This window comes from Chryseobacterium pennipullorum, assembly GCF_003384725.1.
GTDB classification, from domain to species: domain Bacteria; phylum Bacteroidota; class Bacteroidia; order Flavobacteriales; family Weeksellaceae; genus Chryseobacterium; species Chryseobacterium pennipullorum.
On record NZ_QNVV01000001.1, the window covers coordinates 90,004 to 104,733 of the forward strand.

The 14,730-nt window shown below is 36.4% G+C and carries 17 protein-coding genes; 1 reads left to right on the forward strand and 16 read right to left on the reverse strand.

Annotated features, from left to right (window positions below; all coding sequences use genetic code 11):
• Positions 1-143: 143 nt before the first annotated feature.
• From DRF67_RS00415 to DRF67_RS00485, 15 genes are all read right to left on the reverse strand, one after another.
• On the reverse strand, positions 144-422 hold the full coding sequence (locus DRF67_RS00415) for a hypothetical protein (RefSeq protein ID WP_115925869.1): 279 nt from the start codon (positions 420-422) through the stop codon (positions 144-146).
• A 135-nt stretch (positions 423-557) separates the two neighbouring features.
• Positions 558-1,706: a class I SAM-dependent methyltransferase gene (locus DRF67_RS00420; protein ID WP_228435696.1), complete on the reverse strand. Its 1,149-nt coding sequence runs from the start codon at positions 1,704-1,706 to the stop codon at positions 558-560.
• Positions 1,707-1,893: 187 nt separating this feature from the next.
• On the reverse strand, positions 1,894-2,277 hold the full coding sequence (locus tag DRF67_RS00425) for a GxxExxY protein (RefSeq protein WP_115925870.1): 384 nt from the start codon (positions 2,275-2,277) through the stop codon (positions 1,894-1,896).
• Positions 2,278-2,484: 207 nt separating this feature from the next.
• Positions 2,485-3,648 carry a methylmalonyl-CoA mutase family protein gene (locus DRF67_RS00430; RefSeq protein ID WP_115925871.1) on the reverse strand — a complete coding sequence of 388 codons (1,164 nt, stop codon included), beginning with the start codon at positions 3,646-3,648 and terminating at the stop codon, positions 2,485-2,487.
• Between the two features lie 95 nt (positions 3,649-3,743).
• The gene (locus tag DRF67_RS00435; protein ID WP_115925872.1) at positions 3,744-4,100 is read right to left on the reverse strand and encodes an FtsB family cell division protein; all 357 of its coding nucleotides are present in this window, start codon (positions 4,098-4,100) and stop codon (positions 3,744-3,746) included.
• Positions 4,101-4,104: 4 nt separating this feature from the next.
• Entirely contained in the window at positions 4,105-4,719 is a 615-nt protein-coding gene (gene udk / locus DRF67_RS00440; protein WP_115925873.1) for a uridine kinase, read from the reverse strand.
• Positions 4,720-5,054: 335 nt separating this feature from the next.
• Complete coding sequence (locus DRF67_RS00445) at positions 5,055-5,360, reverse strand: ATP-dependent Clp protease adaptor ClpS (RefSeq protein ID WP_115925874.1); 306 nt, start codon at positions 5,358-5,360, stop codon at positions 5,055-5,057.
• A 10-nt stretch (positions 5,361-5,370) separates the two neighbouring features.
• Positions 5,371-6,729, reverse strand: a complete 1,359-nt coding sequence (locus tag DRF67_RS00450; protein ID WP_115925875.1) for a hemolysin family protein — start codon at positions 6,727-6,729, stop codon at positions 5,371-5,373.
• A 270-nt stretch (positions 6,730-6,999) separates the two neighbouring features.
• Positions 7,000-7,863 carry an ATP synthase F1 subunit gamma gene (atpG, locus tag DRF67_RS00455; protein WP_115925876.1) on the reverse strand — a complete coding sequence of 288 codons (864 nt, stop codon included), beginning with the start codon at positions 7,861-7,863 and terminating at the stop codon, positions 7,000-7,002.
• Positions 7,864-7,946: 83 nt separating this feature from the next.
• The gene (gene atpA, locus DRF67_RS00460; RefSeq protein ID WP_115925877.1) at positions 7,947-9,524 is read right to left on the reverse strand and encodes a F0F1 ATP synthase subunit alpha; all 1,578 of its coding nucleotides are present in this window, start codon (positions 9,522-9,524) and stop codon (positions 7,947-7,949) included.
• Between the two features lie 16 nt (positions 9,525-9,540).
• The gene (atpH, locus tag DRF67_RS00465) at positions 9,541-10,080 is read right to left on the reverse strand and encodes an ATP synthase F1 subunit delta (protein ID WP_115925878.1); all 540 of its coding nucleotides are present in this window, start codon (positions 10,078-10,080) and stop codon (positions 9,541-9,543) included.
• Between the two features lie 2 nt (positions 10,081-10,082).
• Positions 10,083-10,580, reverse strand: a complete 498-nt coding sequence (locus DRF67_RS00470) for a F0F1 ATP synthase subunit B (protein ID WP_115925879.1) — start codon at positions 10,578-10,580, stop codon at positions 10,083-10,085.
• Between the two features lie 86 nt (positions 10,581-10,666).
• Positions 10,667-10,858 carry an ATP synthase F0 subunit C gene (gene atpE, locus DRF67_RS00475; RefSeq protein WP_027384648.1) on the reverse strand — a complete coding sequence of 64 codons (192 nt, stop codon included), beginning with the start codon at positions 10,856-10,858 and terminating at the stop codon, positions 10,667-10,669.
• A 61-nt stretch (positions 10,859-10,919) separates the two neighbouring features.
• Positions 10,920-12,020, reverse strand: coding sequence for a F0F1 ATP synthase subunit A (gene atpB, locus DRF67_RS00480; protein ID WP_115925880.1), 1,101 nt, complete (start codon positions 12,018-12,020; stop codon positions 10,920-10,922).
• A 59-nt stretch (positions 12,021-12,079) separates the two neighbouring features.
• Complete coding sequence (locus DRF67_RS00485) at positions 12,080-12,451, reverse strand: hypothetical protein (protein WP_115925881.1); 372 nt, start codon at positions 12,449-12,451, stop codon at positions 12,080-12,082.
• Positions 12,452-12,626: 175 nt separating this feature from the next.
• On the opposite strand from DRF67_RS00485, the gene ffh reads away from it, so the two are divergent.
• Positions 12,627-13,988, forward strand: a complete 1,362-nt coding sequence (gene ffh, locus DRF67_RS00490; protein WP_115925882.1) for a signal recognition particle protein — start codon at positions 12,627-12,629, stop codon at positions 13,986-13,988.
• Positions 13,989-14,070: 82 nt separating this feature from the next.
• Here the strand turns inward: ffh and DRF67_RS00495 are convergent, their stop codons facing one another.
• Entirely contained in the window at positions 14,071-14,730 is a 660-nt protein-coding gene (locus tag DRF67_RS00495; protein ID WP_115925883.1) for an outer membrane beta-barrel protein, read from the reverse strand.

The following is a 14,730-nucleotide window of genomic DNA, read 5'->3' on the forward strand; positions in this document are numbered from 1 at the left end:
AAAAAAATGCTTGTCAGGGACAAGCAAAATACAGGATTTTCCTCACGTAATTGCTTATTCCCGGATGCTTACACAATCTTTCATTTTTTTCAATAAAAAAATGCCCTGCAAAAACAGGGCAATGGTATATTTTGTACTTATAATTAGTGTTCAGCTTTTGGAGCCTTTTCTGATTCAGCTGGTTTTGCAGCAGCAGCAGCAGTACTATCCGTTTTCGGAGTTTCAGCCTCAGGTTTTGCAGCAGCTTCTTCTTTGTGACCGGCAGCAGCTTCATGCCCGTGAGCTTCTCCACCCTGTGCATCATCAGAATATCTTTCCACCCCTTCTTCCAGTTTCAGAGTATTTTTATTTCCTCCGGCTTGAATTTTTTTACAGCTTACAGCTACAGTGGCAAGAGCTAAACATATAATCAGTTTTTTCATATGTATAATTTATTTTTTAAAGGTCATATGGAATTGCAGGATTTAATCTTTTTAATGATCTATACGGCCAACAATTTCATGCTTAAATTTTTAATTGCCCAAAATTAAGAAATCCTGCTTTTTTCGGCAACATTTTTAGACTGATTTTAAAATAATTTTACCTTTTTTGGATTGGGTAAAAATAAGATAGTGTTCTCCCCCATCTTTTAGTCCATATTTTTTCTTGATCTCTTCGGGTTTTAAAGGGTAGTTTTTTGAAATAATATTGTATTGCTCTTTCTTTTTAATCTTTTTAGAATCAATAACTTCCATTTCAAAAACCCTGCCCGGGAAATCATTTTTCTTTTCACCTGAGGTATAAATGTGGGTATTGGGATGAAGTTTTTTCAATCCGCATCTTTTTGAAATGAGATTAAAGATTCCCGCCTTTAAAATGGAATGATTAGGAATATAAATGAATTTTTCAGGCTCAGAAAACTCCGATTCGGCTTTTTCCTCTTCGCCAATCGTAAAAGTAAAAGAAGGTTCACCACTTTCAAGATTCACCGCATTACAGACAATCTCGCTTGGAATTTCATTTGATAAAAAGATAACCACTTCTTTTACATCATTTTTCAACGCAATAATATCAATCCTGAAAATATTGGATACCTCTGAAATCAGATATCGCAAATCAATAAGCGGAGAAAGTTTAATCACGACCTGTTTTGATATAGACCGCAATTTTTCCTGGATCTCCAGAATGTTGGGAGAGAGATCTTCCAAAAGAAACACCTTATTTTTGTTCTGGTCTCTTCTGGCCGGGTCCAGATAAACAACATCAAATTCCTCTCGGTTTTCTTTTAAAAAGTCTTCCAGTTTCCGGTTCACAAACTTTGCTTTTCTTTTCAGTATACTCCAGTTATGCTCTACCAATGATAAGAGGTCTGAATTCTGCTCAACCAGAGTAATATTATCGAAATTTTCAGACAGGTAATACGCATCAATGCCAAAGCCGCTTGTAAGATCAATAAATGACGATCCGGTTAAAATTCCTGATTTATAAATGGCTGTTTTTTCAGATGATGACTGTTCCAGGTTAAGCTGTGGTGGAAAAATAATTCCTTCATTCAGCAGAAAGGGAAATTTTCTTTCAGCCACCTGTTTTCCCTTGATCTGCTGCACAATCTCCTGCATAGAAACCTCCGGAAAAGGGGATTTTTTCAACAGTAGAGTATGTAAATCTGTATTCAGATTTGCTTTGATATAATTTTGAACTTCTTTGTTTAATAATTTGTTTCCCACAGATTTCACAAATTGCACAGATCGTGCTATATTTCTTTATTTAGTAATTTAACCACAGATTTTCGCAGATTTGCACGGATGATTATGTTTTAAGGATACCAAACATCTGAGTAAGTCTATGAATTTGGGATCAAGTTAAAAGATCGTATAGTTTTCATAAACTTTTGAAGATGATTTTTCTCCATTTTTAGTCTAACTTTCCATTTATCTTTCTAAAAATACTTTTATCAATATGGTCGGTATTAAAGTTAACTAAAATCCCTAATTTCAAATTTGTTAGTTTTAAATAAGTTAATAATTGCTGATGATGGATATTTGATATTTCAGTAACTGCTTTAACTTCTATGATTACTTTATCTTCAACAATCATATCTGCTATAAAACTTGAATCAATAAATACATCTTTAAACTTGACATTCACTGAAACTTGGGTTTGTACTCTTAAACCATTATTTTCCAACTCATAAGCTAAAACCCTTTCGTAAACTTTCTCCAAAAGACCTGGACCTAGCTCGTTGTAAACAGAAAATATAGATTTTCTGATATAAAAACTTATCTCATTTTCTTTCATTACATTGTATTTATATCAAAAGTACAATATTATGAGATAGCATTACAGTTTCTTAATTTAAACCAAAATTAAATAGGAACTTATATTTTAACCTTATCTGAGCTTAATTTCCCATCATTGATCATGTTAAACTTATGATATAAAAAAAATCACAGAATCTTATGAAAATCATCTGTGAAAATCTGTATAATCTGTGGTTAAAAAATCTTATTCAAACATTTCAGCCCAACGAACCGCTTTTATTTCTTTTTCGTTGTATAGCTCATCTATCGATCTTTTAACGTCTAATTTAGGGTACAAATTCACTCCAATCAGCTTTATTTTGCCTTCTTCAATCCACTGTTGCTCTTTCACTGCGTGTTCATAGATTTTTTTCTGGAGAGTTCCATCCTGCAGAAGTTTCAGATATCCACCCGCGTCTTCTATTTCAACAAAGAGGGCCCAGGATTTTTCGGCAATCTGCTGTGTAATGTCTTCAATATAAAAACTTCCATTGGCTGCATCTTCAAAAACATTGATAATACTCTCGTAAGCAAGAACAATTTGCTGTTTGAAGGAGATTTCTTCCGAATTGTCTGTACTTCTGTCAATCAGATAATTATTGGAGAAAACAGCATCTGCCCCACCGATCATTGCTGAAGCTAGCTCCAATGTAGAACGGATCAGGTTGTTCTCATTGTCTGCAATGGCCTTGTTTCTAAGAGAAGTCTCTGCAAAGATATACGGAACGATATCCAATCCATATTCCCTGGAGAGTTGATTGAAGATGATTTTAAAAGCTCTCAGTTTTGCCATTTCAAAAAAGTAGCTGCCTCCTACCGCGATTCTGAAGATCAGTTTATTCAATATATCTTCACCATATATTTCTACCAGTTCCTTCGTTTTTGCTAAAGCGATCCCAAGCTGCTGATAGATAGCAGCTCCTGCATTCTGATGAAGTGAAATATCTACGCAGATATTTCTTTTGAAATCTTTTGCCAGCAGTTCTTTTGCCAGCTGATCGTCTATACTTCCCTCTTTTTCATTAAAGATGTCAATGAGCGAGAAATACTGATCTTCTTCTTTTGGACTGATATGACCTGCAAGGTCTTTGTTGTTGACAAAAATGGTTTTCTGATCCAGATTTTCCACATTCTGATCCAGCAGGAATGCAAATACTTCTTCTTCCAGACTCTCGTGATATCTTGATACCAGATGGGTGCTTTCTTCAACTTTTGGCAGGTTTACCAGTGGTTTCCGAACTTCTGTATAAAAAGGTTTTACCTCAATTCCTTCCAGGTTCTCTTTTTCTAAGACCGGGTAAATATCCTCGGTCTTAAGCTGTTTTTTTACCAGGTTTTCCCAGTTTGAAAGTATATCCGTATTTGACATTAGGTGTATGTATTGGTGAATGGCCAATTGTGAATTTTGCTTCCCAGAGAAATCTTCAGAAACAAAATTCACTGTTGACATCGTATTCAGTGTTATTATTTTTTAGCGACTTTTGTACTGTCTACCACCAGAATGAAAATTTCTTCATTCGGTTTTTTCATAAAATAATTTTCTCTCGCGTATTTTTCTTTTTCCGATTTGTTGTTCATCAGTTTTTTATAAAAAGCATCATTTTTTTCGTACTCTGTTTTGTAGTACTCCAGCTGCTCTTCATATTTATGAATCTCACCATTCAGCTCATTGATCACAAGAAATGAAGTTTTGTCGAAGAAAACCATCCATACCAAAAACAGACAGATCGTAATGGTATATTTATTCAAAACATATTTCTGAATAAGTTTGAATGTTTCAGATTTCGGCTGAATGTCTTTGATAAGTTTATTTTCTTCCATTGTACTAGTGTTTTCTCAATGAGTTTTTAATAACGGTAGTTAAAAAATCGATTGCTACGGAATTCTGTCTCATATTCGGGATAATAAGATCGGCCTCATTCTTGGAGGGCTCTATGAATTCCTGATGCATTGGCTTCAAAGTGGTCTGATATCGGTGTAAGACTTCCCCCAGATCTCTTCCCCTTTCCTGGGTATCTCTCCGTATTCTTCTTATCAGTCTTTCATCGGAATCTGCATGAACAAATACTTTCAGGTCAAATTCTTTCAGTAATTCTTTATTGGTAAGAACAAGGATTCCTTCTACCACCAATACGTTTTTAGGTTCTACAGTCACATGATCTCCTGTTCGGGAATGGGTAACAAAGCTGTAAATCGGCTGTTCAATAGGCTCATTGTTCTTTAAAGCTTTCACATGTTTTATGAGTAATTCAAAATCGATCGACTTCGGATGGTCATAATTGAGTGCCTCTCTTTCCGTTAGTGTCAGACCTTGGTTGTCATGATAATAATTATCCTGAGAGAGGATATTCATTCCCTCAATATCAAGCTGCTGAAGTATCTTATCAACAACTGTAGTTTTGCCGGATCCTGTACCACCGGCAATTCCTATTACAAGCATTCTTTTTTTGTTTCTTTATAGTTGGTACAAATATACTATTTTAGATAAAATGTGACAATGAAGAGAGAGAAATTGAGAAATAAAGAAGTTGGTTTCAAAAATTCATGATGAGATAAAAGATTAGGCCGGTTTAGCTGGAAAAAATCTATTTTTCCCACCCATACTTTACGATCTTATTTTTACCGCTCAAAGTTATCGTATTCTGATGTCTTATTTTACGGGGCAATACACCGATTTCGCCGTTGATGAAGCGAAATGATGATGTGTACTCATTGAATAGGAGCCATCGAAAATCTTCATAAAAAAAACCGACAAGTTAATTGTCGGTTTCTATTTTATACGATTTCGCTTGTTAATTCCCGCGAAATCATTTTTTCATGCATGGGTTTCAAAACATCCATTGAGCCTGTTTTTACCGTACACTTGCCTTTGTAATGGACAAGAATTGTACATTGTTCAGCCTGCTCCAGGGTATGTTTACATATTTCGATCAGACAGTCGATGACATAATCAAAGGTGTGAATATCATCATTATGCAGTACCAGTTTGTAAACATCATCCGTATCATCCAGCACCAGCACTTCTTCTTCGTACTGACGTTTTGGATTTTCGTAATCTTTTATGCTATTATAAAAATTCATTCGTCCCTTTTTAAACTTCTCCGATTTTATCTGCTAAACTGTCGATGGCATTAGGTTCCTGATAAATCAGCTCCACAAGTTCCACACTTTTATTGTTCATTTTCAGAATTTTGAAGTGGTAGTAATCAAGATCAAATTCCTGGTTTTCTTCCGGGATCTCTTCCAATTCATAAAGAATAAACCCGGCTAATGAATTGTACTCGCTTTCTTCGGAAAGCGGCAGCTTTTTAGGCAGGAATTCATTGATTTCGTCCAGTGGTTGTGTAGCCTGTACCCAATAGGTATTTTCAGCTATTTTGTCAACTATTTTTTCTTCATCATCTTCTTCATCCTGAATTTCCCCTACAAGCTCTTCCAGAATATCTTCTAAGGTAATAATTCCTTCTGTTCCACCAAATTCGTCAATAACAATAGCGATATGCTGCTTTTTAAGCTGGAAAGTCTTCAGTAAGTCTGAAACTTTTTTGCTTTCTACTACAAAAAAAGCATCACGCATTAGGTCTTTAAGGTCTTCATGATCCAGATCTCCTTTTCTCTTGACAAATTCTCTTATGATTTCCTTTGTATAGAAAATCCCTATTACATTGTCTATAGAGTCGATGTAAACAGGGATACGGGAGTAACCGCTATCCATAATTTTGTTGATGATATCATTGACATCTTCTTCAAAGTCTATTGAGGTAATATTTTGTCTAGGGACCATGATCTGCTTGGCAGAGTGATCGGTAAAATCAAATGCATTTTTGATAATCTCATAGTTTTCCTCCTCAATCTCTCCGCTGTCAGCACTTTGTTTTACCAAAAGCTGAAGTTCTTCTGTAGAGTGAATTTCCTGTTCTGAAGCAGGATGGATTTTAACCAGTCGGAGAAAACCGTTTGACATCGAATTCATTAACCAGATAAATGGTTTGAAGATCGTATAAAACACTCTCAGCGGAACAGCTGTTGCCATGGTTGTAGCTTCTGATTTTCGGATTGCAATTGATTTTGGAATAAGCTCACCAAATACAATATGCATGATGGTAATCAACACAAAGCTTGTCACGACTGAAATTGTAGTAATTGTTGTCTGAGTCAGATTAATACTTAAAGACAGGAAAATATTTTCAACAATATGATGTAAGGCACTTTCTCCTACCCAACCAAGGGCAAGCGATGCCAAGGTAATACCTAATTGTGTGGCAGAAAGGTATTCATCAAGATGCTTGATGATATGCTCCGCCTGTTTTGCCATAGAATTGCCTTCTGCAGCTTTTAGTTGAATCTGTGAGTAACGAACTTTAACAATTGAAAATTCTGCGGCTACGAAAAAGCCATTTAGTAAAACAAGAAATAAGGCCAGCAAAAGCCTGACTATGTCCGAGTCCATTTAGAAGTTGTATAAATTTAATTAAGTACAAAGATATGCAAAATATAAATAACCTGAATCTGTGATCCGATATTTCGACTGATGATTTTCAAAGAAGAAAAATGACCTCATTAGAGTCGTCTTTTCCGGCATAAAAAGCATTACTGAACCTGAGACATCATTTATGGGTTTAAAGGCAGCTTTTGAATACTAAAAAGCTTTTTTTCTACCAGTGCACATAAAAAAAGCACCGATGATCGGTGCTTTTAATGGGTATGTTAAAAAAATTCATTATGAATTCTTCAAAGCTTCTGCTCCGGAAACAATTTCCAAAATTTCGTTGGTAATTGCAGCCTGTCTTGCTTTGTTGTAGAAGATCTTCAGATCATTTCTCAAAGCTTCTGCATTATCTGTTGCTTTATGCATTGCTGTCATTCTCGCTCCGTGTTCGGATGCTACCGAATCCAGGATCGATTTGAAAACCTGAGTTTTGATAGACTTCGGAATCAGGTTATCCAGAATCTCAGCTCTGTTAGGTTCGAAGATATAGTCTGTCTCCACTTCCGATTCTGTATTTTCAGGCATTGAGATAGGAAGAAGCTGCTCTGTAGTTACTTCCTGAGTTGCTGCATTGATGAATTTGTTGTAAATAACATAAACTTCGTCAAATTTCCCTTCTTTGAAGCTGCTCATTACTCCTTCTGTAATGTTGGCAACCATATCAAAGTTCAGGTTATCATATACAGAACTACCATTAGCATATACCGAACGGTTTCTTCTTACAGCATCATAAGCCTTTTTACCTACAGGAAGTACTTCAATCTCGTACTGAGCATTATTCTGGAACTGAAGGTTAAGCTCTTTTACAATTGAAGAGTTAAAAGCTCCGGCAAGACCTCTGTTTGAAGTAACAGCGATGAAAAGTATTCTTTTAACCTCTCTTTTCTGAGCATATACAGAAATCTGATCAGGATCTGAGCTAGAATTTACATTCTGGATAAGCTCCTGTAATTTTTCAGAATAAGGTCTTAGCATTACGATCGCATCCTGTGCTTTTTTTAGTTTCGCAGCGGAAACCATTTTCATAGCACGGGTAATCTGCATCGTCGATGAAATTGACGTAATTCTGCCTCGTATTTCTTTTAAGTTTGCCATATCGGGTTAGTTGTTGGTTGTCAGTTGTTGGTTGTAGTTTTAGAAAATTCTGTCAACTATCAACCAACAACCATCAACTAATTTTAGTTGTATTTAGAAGCTAAATCGTTAGCCGCCTGCTTAAGAACACTTGTAATATCGTTATCGATTTTTCCAGACTTAATAGCAGCCATTGTATCAGGATGCTTAGATCTCAGGAACTCGATATATTCGTGTTGGAATTCTTTAATCTTGTTCAATGGAACGTTTCTCATTAAGTTTTCTGTTCCTGCATATACGATCGCTACCTGACTGTCTACAGGAAGTGGTGCGTTTACCGGCTGCTTAAGGATTTCTACGTTTCTTTCTCCTTTAGAGATTACTGCTAAAGTAGAAGCATCAAGGTCAGAACCGAATTTAGCAAAAGCTTCTAGTTCTTTATATTGAGCCTGGTCCAGTTTAAGTGTACCAGATACTTTTTTCATTGATTTGATCTGAGCATTACCTCCTACTCTGGATACAGAGATACCTACGTTGATCGCAGGACGAACCCCTGAGTTGAATAGATCAGACTCCAAGAAGATCTGTCCGTCTGTAATAGAGATTACGTTGGTAGGGATATATGCAGAAACGTCACCAGCCTGAGTTTCGATGATTGGAAGGGCTGTTAATGAACCTCCTCCTTTCACGATTGGTCTAAGAGACTCTGGCAAATCGTTCATTTGCTTAGCAATGTCATCATCAGCGATTACTTTTGCAGCTCTTTCCAATAGTCTTGAGTGAAGATAGAAAACGTCTCCAGGATAAGCTTCACGGCCCGGTGGTCTTCTCAATAGTAGAGAAAGCTCACGGTAAGCAACAGCTTGTTTAGATAAATCATCATAAACGATAAGCGCTGGTCTACCAGTGTCTCTGAAGAACTCACCGATAGAAGCTCCTGCCATTGCAGAATATACCTGCATTGGAACTGGATCTGATGCGTTAGCAGCAACAATTACAGTATAAGCTAAGGCTCCCTTATCAGAAAGTGTTTTAACAATTTGTGCTACGGTAGAAGCTTTCTGACCGATCGCTACATATATACAATATACTGGCTGACCAGCATCAAAAAATTCTTTTTGGTTGATGATCGTATCGATCGCAACAGTAGTTTTACCTGTTTGTCTGTCACCAATGATAAGCTCTCTCTGACCTCTTCCTACAGGGATCATCGCATCAATAGCAACAATACCTGATTGTAAAGGCTCAGTTACCGGCTGTCTGAAGATAACTCCCGGAGCTTTTCTTTCCAATGGCATTTCGTATAAATCCCCAGTAATAGGACCTTTACCATCGATAGGGTTACCAAGAGTATCTACTACTCTTCCTAACATTCCTTCTCCTACTTTAATAGAAGAAATTCTGTTTGTTCTTCTTACTGTATCACCTTCTTTTACTAATTTACTTTCACCAAGTAGCGCAACACCTACGTTGTCTTCTTCAAGGTTAAGTACAATACCTTCTACATCACTAGAAAATTTCACCAACTCTCCGTATTGTACGTTTTCTAACCCGTATACACGAGCAATACCATCACCGATGGTTAAAACTGTACCTACTTCCTCAACGTTTGATTGAGTATCGAAGTTGGCCAATTGCTGTTTTAAGATCGCAGATACTTCTGCCGGATTTATTTCTGCCATTGTATGGTTGTTTTTCTTAATTTAATTGGAAATCTTTTTTAACTTGGTTCAATTTGGTCTTCACAGACGCATCTATCTGCTGGTCACCTACTCTCAGAACGTATCCTCCAAGAATTTCAGGCTTTACAATTACTTTCAAATCAAAATTCGAATCAGCATTCACAAGATTGGTAGATCTTAAAATCTGGTCAAGATTTTCTTTTGAAAGCGGAGTTGCTGTGGTAACCGTTACTCTCTGTACACCGCTAAGGTCCTCCACTTTATTGATGAATTCCTGTGCGATATTTTTCAATTGGTTTTCACGTCCGTGCTTGATGACCAATCTGATCAAATTTTGAGAAGAAACAGATAAACCTTTGAAAATTTCGTTTGCTACTTCTATTTTCTTTTTAGAATCAATGTAGGGAGTAAGGAAAAACTTGTTTAAATCTTTAGATTCAGTCATTACCTTTACCACATCTTTCATTTCAGAAAATACAGTAGCCGTTTGCCCTGATTCGTTTGTAAAATCAAGTAAACCTTGTGCGTATCTTTTAGCTACTTTAGATGTAAGCATTCTTAGTTAAGGTTTGATTTGTTTAAATAATTTTGAACTAATTCGTTTTGAGCTTCAGTGTTATCTAACTTTTGCTTCAGGATAGATTCTGCAATGTTTACAGATAAACTACCGATCTGAGTTTTGATATCTGCCATTGCAGCATTTTTCTCAGCGTTGATCGTTTGCTTAGCAGCTTCGATCATTTTGTCTCCTTCAGCTTTAGCAACATCTTTAGCTTCTCCTACGATTCTGTCTTTAATCTCTCTGGCTTCTTTTAGGATAGCATCTCTTTCGATTTTAGCTTCACGAATGATTCTTTCGTTATCCTCTTTTAAAGTTTCCATTTCTTTTCTAGCTAATTTAGCTTGATTAAGAGCGTCAACAATAGAAGTTTCTCTGTCGTTGATAGACTTTAAAATAGGTTTCCAAGCGAATTTACCTAACAAAAATAATAATGCTAGAAAAATTACAGACTGGATAATAAATAATCCTGATGAAAACTGATGAATTAATTCCATTATATAAATGTATAAATAATTATTACTTTTTTTAAAATTAACATTGCTGCAGCCAACCGCTGCAACAATGTTTTAGTTTGATTGGCTTATGATGCGAATAACGCAGCAAATGCAACACCTTCTACTAGTGCAGCTGCAATAAGCATAGCAGTTTGGATTTTTCCAGATTGCTCAGGCTGTCTAGCGATAGCTTCAAGAGCAGCAGCTCCGATTTTACCAAGACCGATACCTACACCTAGTACGATAAGACCTGCACCAATAATTCTAGGGATTTCCATAATATATAATTTTAAAAAATTGTTTTAATACTTTGTTTTAATTTCTCTTTTTTAACTTCAATTAGTGAGCTGCATGATGTTCGTGCTCATGCTCTTCAACAGCCATTCCGATAAACAATGCTGATAACATGGTGAAGATATAAGCCTGTAAGAATGCTACCAATACTTCCAATAAGTAAATTACCAGTGTTAAGAATGGGAATGCTACTCCTGCGATCCAGTTTTTGAAAATATAGATTGACCCGATCAAAGTCATTACGACAATGTGTCCCGCCGTCATGTTAGCAAAAAGTCGGATCATCAAAGCGAAAGGCTTAGTAATAGTCCCCAACAATTCGATTGGCAACATAATAAACTTCATCGGAACAGGAACTCCCGGCATCCAGAAGATATGCTTCCAGTAATCTTTATTTGCTGAAAATGTTGTAATCAGATACGTAAGGATTGCCAGGAAGAACGTCATGGTAATATTACCTGTAACATTGATTCCGAAAGGCATTAATCCCAGAACGTTAAGGAAAAGAATAAAGAAAAATACCGTTAACAGATACCCCATAAATCTTTTATACTTATGTCCGATGTTTGGGATAGCAATCTCATCTCTTACGAAGATGATCAACGGCTCTAAGAATCTTGCCGCACCTGTAGGAACTACAGACTTCTTATAAGATTTAGCCATTCCAACAAATAACGCAAACATGAAAATAGCAACCAATAAAATAATCAGAACACTTTTCGTAATAGAAAGATCCAGAACCTTATCCTGTGTAGGGTGATGATGCTTATCTAAAGTAATCGTTCCTTTTTCATCCGTTTTATAGATTTTCTCATGATGTAATACATAATGAGAACCATCTACTTCAACAGGCTCTCCGTGCATAAACCCTTCTTTGCTGTTGCTCATGAAAGCGTGGAATCCGTTATCATAAAAAATAACAGGCAGAGGAAAACCAATATGATGACCCTCTTTATCAACCATCAATGTAAAATCATGTGCATCCAACAAGTGATGATCGATAAACTCCTTGTTTTCTTTAGTTACTTTGTCTTTCTCTGAAAGCTCTTTAGCAGGAGCTGCCTCAGCAGTAGCTTCACCGTGCTGTGCAGACACTAAGTTTAATACAAAAATACTGTAGAATAAAACTGCGAATTTCTTAAACATTGATAGGTTTTTTTCGTTGTGCAAAAATAGGATATTTTTTCTAGTTTCAATAAATAATTTTACTGTTTTTTATCATGATTAATCAACCCGATGGCATAGTACGTAAGCAGGGCTGTCAGGACAAAATATGGGATGATAAAATGAAATTTATAGCCTGGAATCACTTCAAAGTTCAGTTTTTTTCTGATCAGGTACATTAAACCGAATTTTAAAAGGATCAAACCAATAACCGACAGTCCTAAAAATTGTGGTGCTACTCTATTGATTAAGATCACGAGCGTAATCATCATCATAAACATGACACTGAGAAAAAGATAAAATTTGATGATAACAATTTCGTCAAGATGAAAAACAAATTTCCAAAGGGAAAAATGAATCAGAAAAGTCAGAAATAATAAAATGACAACAAGAATATTGGGATTGATTTTCATTCAAAATTTTAATTAATCGCAAAAATAGACTTTTTCTATCGTATTATAATAGAATTTGATATTTATCATTTTTTGTATATATATAATTTTTTGTATATATATAATATTACGTCTCGGGACTCTTTAGATCTCCCAAAAATTCCTTATTTTTGCAAACCTATAATTTACAATACATATGTTTAATAGTTTACAGGATAAATTAGACAAGGCATTACACAATATTTCCGGAAGAGGAAAAATTACCGAGATCAATGTCGCGGAAACCGTAAAGGAGATCCGTAGAGCATTGGTAGATGCCGACGTTAACTATAAAGTTGCAAAAGATCTTACAAAGAGAGTTCAGGACAAGGCATTAGGGGAAAATGTTCTTACTTCGCTTACTCCGGGACAGCTGATGACCAAGATCGTTCATGATGAATTGGTAGATCTTATGGGAGGTTCCCAGGAAGGCATCAATCTTTCAGGAAAACCATCAGTAATTCTTATTGCAGGTCTGCAGGGTTCCGGTAAGACCACTTTTTCCGGAAAGCTTGCCCACTACCTACAGACAAAAAGAAGTAAAAAGCCGTTATTAGTAGCTTGTGACGTGTACCGTCCCGCAGCCATTGACCAGCTGAAGGTATTAGGGGGACAGATCAACGTTCCTGTATATACTGAAGAAGGAGCTACAAATCCGTCTACTATTGCTGAAAACGCCATCAATTTTGCAAAGGCCAATAACCATGATGTAGTTATTGTGGATACCGCAGGTCGTTTGGCAATTGATGAGCAGATGATGAACGAGATCAAATCCGTGCATTATTTCATTAAGCCGCAGGAAACACTTTTCGTAGTTGATTCCATGACCGGTCAGGATGCTGTGAATACAGCCAAGGCCTTCAATGATGCATTGAATTTTGACGGAGTTGTTTTAACGAAGTTAGACGGTGATACAAGAGGGGGTGCTGCATTGACGATCCGTTCTGTAGTGGAGAAGCCGATTAAGTTTATCTCTACCGGAGAAAAAATGGAAGCTCTGGATCTTTTCTACCCGGAAAGGATGGCAGACAGAATCCTTGGAATGGGAGACGTTGTTTCCTTAGTAGAAAGGGCTCAGGAGCAATTTGATGAAGAAGAAGCAAAGAAACTTCACAAAAAGATCGCTAAAAACGAATTCGGTTTTGACGATTTCCTTAAGCAGATCAACCAGATCAAGAAAATGGGGAATATGAAAGACCTTATGGGAATGATCCCGGGAGTTGGAAAGGCCATCAAAGATGTTGAGATCAGCGACGATGCGTTTAAACACATAGAGGCGATCATTCACTCTATGACTCCTGAAGAAAGAAGAAGGCCTTCTATCATCAATACCCAGAGAAAAAACAGGATTGCCAGAGGAGCCGGAAGAAAGATTGAAGATGTAAACCAGCTGATGAAACAATTCGATCAGATGGGTAAAATGATGAAGATGATGCAGGGTCCTCAAGGAAAGCAGATGATGCAGATGATGAGCAAAATGCCAAATATGCCGGGAATGGGCGGAATGTTTGGAAAATAATTCTAGAACAGATCAAATCAAAATATAAAATCCGACTCAAAACTGAGTCGGATTTTTGTTTTTTTATCTTAAAATAAATGGGTTATCTATCCGCTTTTTGAGATTTACCCTTGATAAAATAAGAGAAACCAACGTTAACCCCAAAAGTTTTCACATTAGTCTTAACTTCTGTATTCATAATCGTTTCTTTATTTGAAAACTGATCATAAGAGATTCCGAGATTGATTCCTAAAGACGGAGTGGCCATATAGGTTACCCCTCCTTTTACTCTCCAAGCCAGACCATCTGTAGTCGTTTCTGTACCCTGGACAAGTAGAGGATCAATAATCTCATTATTAATGGCGCCCGCATAAGAGAACTTTGTCTTATTGGAGGCGTATCCGATTCCAGCTCCTAAAAATGGTACAAGCTTGCTGGAATTAGTAAAATAATAAGTAGCTGTAGGCAGTACTGAAAAAGAAGAGTTGGTCGATTTATTACCGTCATATTTAGTAGTAGTACTGATGTATCCAAGATCAATACCCACTGCCAATTTATCAATTACAAAATACCCTACGGAAGGAGCAATTGAAAATGTATTTACTTTTGGACCATCCAAAGACTTCCCTCCTATTTTTACCGTTGTTGTAGCGTTATTAAAGCCGATTCCTGTGTTTCCACTGATTACCCAATCTCCTTTAGTCATTTGAGCATTAGATAATCCGAAAAGTGCGACTGCACCTGCTAGTATTAGTTTTTTCAT

Excerpts from the sequence above, each read along its gene's own strand:
- DRF67_RS00415 (WP_115925869.1), bottom strand. The coding sequence starts at position 422 with ATGAAAAAACTGATTATATGTTTAGCTCTTGCCACTGTAGCTGTAAGC.
- DRF67_RS00425 (WP_115925870.1), bottom strand. The coding sequence starts at position 2,277 with ATGAAAGAAAATGAGATAAGTTTTTATATCAGAAAATCTATATTTTCT.
- DRF67_RS00430 (WP_115925871.1), bottom strand. The coding sequence starts at position 3,648 with ATGTCAAATACGGATATACTTTCAAACTGGGAAAACCTGGTAAAAAAA.
- DRF67_RS00435 (WP_115925872.1), bottom strand. The coding sequence starts at position 4,100 with ATGGAAGAAAATAAACTTATCAAAGACATTCAGCCGAAATCTGAAACA.
- udk (WP_115925873.1), bottom strand. The coding sequence starts at position 4,719 with ATGCTTGTAATAGGAATTGCCGGTGGTACAGGATCCGGCAAAACTACA.
- DRF67_RS00445 (WP_115925874.1), bottom strand. The coding sequence starts at position 5,360 with ATGAATTTTTATAATAGCATAAAAGATTACGAAAATCCAAAACGTCAG.
- DRF67_RS00450 (WP_115925875.1), bottom strand. The coding sequence starts at position 6,729 with ATGGACTCGGACATAGTCAGGCTTTTGCTGGCCTTATTTCTTGTTTTA.
- atpG (WP_115925876.1), bottom strand. The coding sequence starts at position 7,863 with ATGGCAAACTTAAAAGAAATACGAGGCAGAATTACGTCAATTTCATCG.
- atpA (WP_115925877.1), bottom strand. The coding sequence starts at position 9,524 with ATGGCAGAAATAAATCCGGCAGAAGTATCTGCGATCTTAAAACAGCAA.
- atpH (WP_115925878.1), bottom strand. The coding sequence starts at position 10,080 with ATGCTTACATCTAAAGTAGCTAAAAGATACGCACAAGGTTTACTTGAT.
- DRF67_RS00470 (WP_115925879.1), bottom strand. The coding sequence starts at position 10,580 with ATGGAATTAATTCATCAGTTTTCATCAGGATTATTTATTATCCAGTCT.
- atpE (WP_027384648.1), bottom strand. The coding sequence starts at position 10,858 with ATGGAAATCCCTAGAATTATTGGTGCAGGTCTTATCGTACTAGGTGTA.
- atpB (WP_115925880.1), bottom strand. The coding sequence starts at position 12,020 with ATGTTTAAGAAATTCGCAGTTTTATTCTACAGTATTTTTGTATTAAAC.
- DRF67_RS00485 (WP_115925881.1), bottom strand. The coding sequence starts at position 12,451 with ATGAAAATCAATCCCAATATTCTTGTTGTCATTTTATTATTTCTGACT.
- ffh (WP_115925882.1), top strand. The coding sequence starts at position 12,627 with ATGTTTAATAGTTTACAGGATAAATTAGACAAGGCATTACACAATATT.
- DRF67_RS00495 (WP_115925883.1), bottom strand. The coding sequence starts at position 14,730 with ATGAAAAAACTAATACTAGCAGGTGCAGTCGCACTTTTCGGATTATCT.